Source organism: Promineifilum sp. (SeqCode) (assembly GCF_041918635.1).
GTDB lineage: Bacteria > Chloroflexota > Anaerolineae > Promineifilales > Promineifilaceae > Promineifilum.
Window position 1 is genome coordinate 1 of the sequence record NZ_JAYRVJ010000132.1, and the last position, 5329, is coordinate 5329.

5 protein-coding genes are annotated in these 5329 nt (G+C 65.4%); all 5 read left to right on the top strand.

Annotated elements, in window-relative coordinates:
- The coding region (locus ACE3UY_RS04470) for a helix-turn-helix domain-containing protein (protein WP_374686358.1) at nt 1-148 on the top strand (148 nt) is incomplete at its 5' end.
- Between the two features lie 27 nt (nt 149-175).
- Complete coding sequence (locus ACE3UY_RS04475) at nt 176-1567, top strand: ATP-binding protein (RefSeq protein ID WP_374686354.1); 1392 nt, start codon at nt 176-178, stop codon at nt 1565-1567.
- 239 nt (nt 1568-1806) lie between these two features.
- A complete protein-coding gene (locus ACE3UY_RS04480) occupies nt 1807-2865 on the top strand; it encodes a phosphate ABC transporter substrate-binding protein PstS family protein (RefSeq protein ID WP_374686355.1) in 1059 nt (352 codons plus the stop codon).
- Between the two features lie 275 nt (nt 2866-3140).
- Complete coding sequence (pstC, locus tag ACE3UY_RS04485; RefSeq protein ID WP_374686356.1) at nt 3141-4112, top strand: phosphate ABC transporter permease subunit PstC; 972 nt, start codon at nt 3141-3143, stop codon at nt 4110-4112.
- On the top strand, nt 4109-5329 hold a 1221-nt coding region (locus ACE3UY_RS04490), incomplete at its 3' end, for a substrate-binding domain-containing protein (RefSeq protein ID WP_374686357.1). The genes pstC and ACE3UY_RS04490, both read left to right, overlap by 4 nt.

The following is a 5329-nucleotide window of genomic DNA, read 5'->3' on the forward strand; positions in this document are numbered from 1 at the left end:
GGAGCGCGTGTGGGGCTGGTCGTTCGACGGCAACAGCCGCACGGTGGACGTTCACATCCGCTGGCTGCGCGAGAAGATCGAGCCTGACCCGGCCAACGCCCAGCGCATCCTCACCGTGCGCGGCATTGGCTATCGCTTCGATGGCTAGCGCAGGCTAACAGCCTGGGCCACACCCATGCTCTCCAAGGTCTATTGGCGCATTGCCCTCCCCTTCATCAGCCTGACGGCAGCGCTCGCCGCCGGGCTGTACCTCTATCTGACGCGGACGTCCTGTCTCAGCAGTGAGACTTGCGTGCTGGGCGCGGTGCTGGCTGTGGCCGTCTTCGCCGTGCTGGCCGTCCTGCTGCTGGCCTGGTTCATCGCCAGCCGCACCGTCTGGCCCCTGCGCGAGCTGAGCGAGGTCGCCACCCGCATTGCCCAGGGCGACTACACCGCCCGCGTCCTGCCGCGCCGCCGCGACGAGGTCGGCGACCTGGTGCGCGTCTTCAACCGCATGGTCGAGCGCCAGCGCGAGCAGATCGATGAACTGTCCAAAGATCACCAGCAGTTCTCTACCGTCCTGGAACACATGGCCGACGGCGTCCTCATCACCGACAACCTCGGCTACGTCCGGCTGATGAACCCGGCCGCCGGGCACTTGCTGCGGGTGGAGGAGGTGGAGGCGTTGGGCAAGCCGTTCGCCGCCGTCGTCCGCCACCACCACCTGATCGAACTGTGGCAGCGCTGCCGCGAGCAACAGCGCGAACAGGTGGAGGCCGTTGAGATCGGCGCTGACCTGTTCCTGCAGGCGGTGATCACCCCCTTCCGACGGCACGGCGCGGCCGGCTACGTGGTCATCTTTCAGGACTTGACCCAGGTGCGCCGTCTGCAAGTGATGCGCCGCGACTTCGTCAGCAACCTGTCGCACGAACTGCGCTCCCCGCTGGCCGCGTTGCGGGCCGTGGTAGAAACGCTCCAGGATGGCGCGCTGAACGACCCGCCGGCCGCCGAGCGCTTCCTGGGCCAGGCCGAGCGCGAGATCAACACGATGACCCAGATGGTCGAGGAGTTGACCGAGCTGTCGCAGATCGAATCGGGCCAGATTCGCCTGCGCCTGGTCCCCACCGCGGTCGCCGATCTGGTCGGCGTGGCGCTGGAGCGAGTGCGCTCCCAGGCCGAGGCGGCCGGCCTTCAGCTATCGGCCGACATTCCGCCGGCGACGCCCGCCGTCCTGGTCGACCCCGACCGCATCCAGCAGGTGCTTGCCAATCTACTGCACAACGCCATCAAGTTCACCCCGGCCGGCGGGTGGGTGCGCGTCGCCGCCAGCCAGCAGCCCGCCGGCGAGGGCGCGCAGGTTGTGATTGAGGTCGAGGATACGGGCATCGGCATCGCCAAGGCCGACTTGCCGCGCATCTTCGAGCGCTTCTACAAGTCCGACCGGGCGCGCACGCGCAGTCACGGTGGAACCGGCCTGGGCCTCGCCATCGCCCGCCACATCGTGGAAGCCCACGGCGGCTACATCTGGGTCAAGAGCAAGCTGGGCAAGGGGAGCCGCTTCTTCTTCTCGTTACCTCTAGCTGATTAACCCCGCTTTACAGACTGTTAACACAACCTTAGCTAACCATTAACAACAGGTTGATACTCTGTTAATTGCTGACAGCTATGCTCCCTAGGCAGAAGCACGCTCTCCTGTTCGGAGAACGGGGATCGTGCGCGTGCCTGCCCCTTCACTGGTGAGCCAAACTCCAGAGTGAAACAGGTCGGGATTGCGTTCGATAAATAGCGGCTTCAATTTATTGCTTATCTCTATGGAGGAGAAAGACAATGCGGTTTAAGGTAATAGCTTTGTTGGTGTTGATCGCTCTGCTGGCCGTGGCTTGCGGCGGACAGGCGGAACAGCCGGTCGAGGAGGCCGCGCCAACGGTGGAAACGGCAGCGACAGAGGCGGTTGAAGAGCCGACGGCCGAACCGGCTGCTGAAGAGCCGACCGCTGAGCCGGCGACCGAAGGCGAAACCGGCGAAATGCCCGTGCCCGATCCGCTGGCCGTAACCGGCGACGTGGTGACGGCCGGCAGTTCGACCGTCTTCCCGCTGACGGAGCGGATGGCCGAGCGCTACCAGGACGAGGGGTACGCGGGCCAGATCACCATTGACAGCATTGGCACGGGCGCGGGCTTTGAGCGCTTCTGTGTCGCGGGCGAGACCGACGTAGCGAATGCCAGCCGGGCTATCAAGGAAGACGAGGCGGCCTCTTGCGAGAGCATCGGCCGCACGCCCCTGGAGTTCCGCGTGGGCACCGATGCCCTGGCCGTAGTGGTCAACCCGGCCAACGACTTTGCCACCGACCTGACGCTAGAGCAACTGGCGCTGGCCTTCTCCACGGCCGAGACGTGGGCCGATGTAGACCCGTCCTTCCCGGCCGAGCCTATCGCTCGCTACAGCCCCGGCACCGACAGCGGCACGTTCGACTACTTCGTCGAGGCCGTCTTCGATGAGGATACGGCCCCCATTCTGGCGGCCAGCAACACCCAGTTCAGCGAGGACGACAACGTCCTGGTGCAGGGCGTCGAGGGCGACCCGTACGCCATTGGCTATTTCGGCTACGCCTACTACCTGGAGAACGCCGACCTGCTGACGATCCTCAGCATCGACGGCGTGGAGCCGACGGCCGAGACGGCCGAGTCGGGCGACTACCCGCTCTCCCGCCCGCTGTACATCTACAGCGACGCGGCTATCATGCAGGAGAAGCCGCAGGTGGCCGACTTTATCAACTTCTACCTGACCTTCGTCAATGAGGAGATCGACGACGTCGGTTACTTCCCCGCCAGCGACGACGCGCTCAACGCGGCGCGCCAGACGTGGTTGGGGGCGATGGGGCAGTAAAGGGCAATAGCCTTGCCGGGAAGACCTGTCAGGTGTTCCCACACCTGACAGGTCTCGCCCGGCCGATTAACTTTGTCGGCAGGCCCAAACCGGATACCATTGGCTTGCACCAGCATTGACAAACGGATTCCGAGTTTTGTGGCCCTTACACCGGAGCGCTGCCCTGCAGCGCCCGCGGCGCTCGGAGAGGACGCGCGAACTTGTGCGCCCTCTCCGTTGCGCGTATAGATGGGCCGGCAAGCAGGCAGGCCTGTATGTCCGAACTGGAGAATCGAATGAGCAGCGACGCCCTACTGGAACGCCCCTTGGCCTCGGCGACGGCACCGACGACGGCCGAGACGGTCGCGCAGCAGATCACCCGGCGGCCACGGGTGGGCGAGAAGATCATCGAAGGTGCCCTTTTTCTGGCCGGCATGATCTCGATATTCACCACCGTTGGCATCGTCTTCGTCCTCGTCCGCGACGCCTTCGATTTTTTCGCGGCCCCTGATGTGGACGTGCTGGCGTTCCTGACCGGGACGACGTGGCAGCCCCAGTTGGGACAATTCGGTATCTGGCCGCTGCTGAACGCCACGCTCATCGTCAGCGCTATCGGCATGGCCCTGGCTATACCGGTCGGGCTGGCGACAGCCATCTACCTCAGCGAGTACGCCTCGCCCCGCGTGCGCAGTATCATGAAACCGGTGCTGGAGATTCTGGCCGGCGTGCCGACGGTGGTCTTTGGCTACTTTGCCCTGACTTTCGTGACGCCTCTGCTGCGTTCCATCTTCGGCGACGAGATCATCAAGATCTACAACATGGCCTCGGCCGGCCTGGTCGTGGGTATCCTGACCATACCCCTGGTCGCGTCGCTCAGCGAGGACGCCCTCCACGCCGTGCCCGATTCGCTGCGGCAGGCGGCCTATGGGCTGGGGGCGACCAAGCGCGAGACGAGCCTCAAGGTCGTCGTCCCGGCGGCGCTGTCGGGCATCACCGCCGCCGTCGTCGTCGCCATCTCGCGCGCCGTGGGCGAGACGATGATCGTGGCCCTGGCCGCCGGGGCCGGGCCGAACTTCACCTTCAACCCGTTCGACTCGGCCGAGACGATGACCGGCTACATGGTGCGTATCAGCGGCGGCGACCTGAGCTATGGCTCCATTGACTACCAGAGCATCTTCGCCGTCGGCCTGGTTGTCTTCCTGTTGACGCTGGTGTTGAACGTCGTCAGCCAGCGCATCGTGCGCCGCTTCCGCGAGGTGTACGAATGAGCGACGAGCATCTGACCCCGCGCGACCCGGCTAAGGATCTGTTCCCCCAGGGCGACGAGGTCAACCGGCAGGTCAGCCACCGGCGGCGCATGGGCACGGTCTGGCGCGCCATCTTTTTCGGCGCGACCGCCCTGGCTATCCTCATCCTGAGCATCCTGCTCTTAAAGATCATCGGCGACGCCAACGGCTACGTTGTCGAAGAGAGCGAAATGCCGGAGGCGGAGCTGATTCTCAGCTTCAACCGCGACCGGGTGCTCAACGCGCCCAACGTGGCCCTGAGCGGCGAGGACGATATGGCCCTGGCCGAAGGGGTGGCCGGCGATCCCAATGGGCTGGGGTTCGTCCCCTATGCCGCCTATCAGGCCAACGCGGACAGTCTGACCCTTGTGGCAGTGGACGGGCATCTACCCACGGCCGAGACCGTGCAATCGGGCGAATATCCCGCCGCCCGGCCGTTGCTCCTCTACTCCTCGCCGGCCATCCTGGACGACAAGCCGCAGGTGCTCGCCTTTCTGATCTACTACCTGGCGCACGTCGATGAGGCCATGGCCGAGGTCGGCTACTTCCCCGCCGATGCGGCGCAACTGTCGGCCCAGGCCGCAACGCTGGCCGAGACGCTGGGGCTGGAGGCGCTGCCCGCCGTCAACCCGGCCGACTACGAGGGCGCAATCAAGATCGCTGGCAGTTCCACCATCTTCCCGCTGACGCAGGCCATTGCCGACCGCTTTATCGCTGACGGCTTCCGCGGGAGCATCGAGTTGGACGGCAGCGGCACCACGGCCGGCTTCCAGGCAATGTGTGTGGACAGGGATAGCGCTCTTGACATCGTCAGCGCCAGCCGGAGCGCCCTGGCGACGGAGTTGGCGGCCTGCCGCATCGGCCGGCCGCTGCAAGCGTTGTTGGTGGCCCAGGACGCGCTGAGCATCGTCGTCAATCCCGCCAACACCGCTGTGACCAACGTCAGTCGCGCCCAACTCATCCAACTGTTTACCACGGCCGAGACGTGGGCTGACGTGGACGAAGCATGGCCGGCCGCGGTCATCGCCCGCTACCTCCCATCGGCCGGCAGCGGCACGCTGGACTTCTTCGCCGATACTGTATTTACCCAGGCGACGTTGGCCGACCTGGCCTACGATGACCAGGTCGCCATGTATCAGGCCAACGTCTCCGCCGGTCGCTGCCGCGCCGTGGAGTACGAGCAGCGCTTCTACGGCGAC

Excerpts from the sequence above, each read along its gene's own strand:
- ACE3UY_RS04475 (WP_374686354.1), top strand. The coding sequence starts at position 176 with ATGCTCTCCAAGGTCTATTGGCGCATTGCCCTCCCCTTCATCAGCCTG.
- ACE3UY_RS04480 (WP_374686355.1), top strand. The coding sequence starts at position 1,807 with ATGCGGTTTAAGGTAATAGCTTTGTTGGTGTTGATCGCTCTGCTGGCC.
- pstC (WP_374686356.1), top strand. The coding sequence starts at position 3,141 with ATGAGCAGCGACGCCCTACTGGAACGCCCCTTGGCCTCGGCGACGGCA.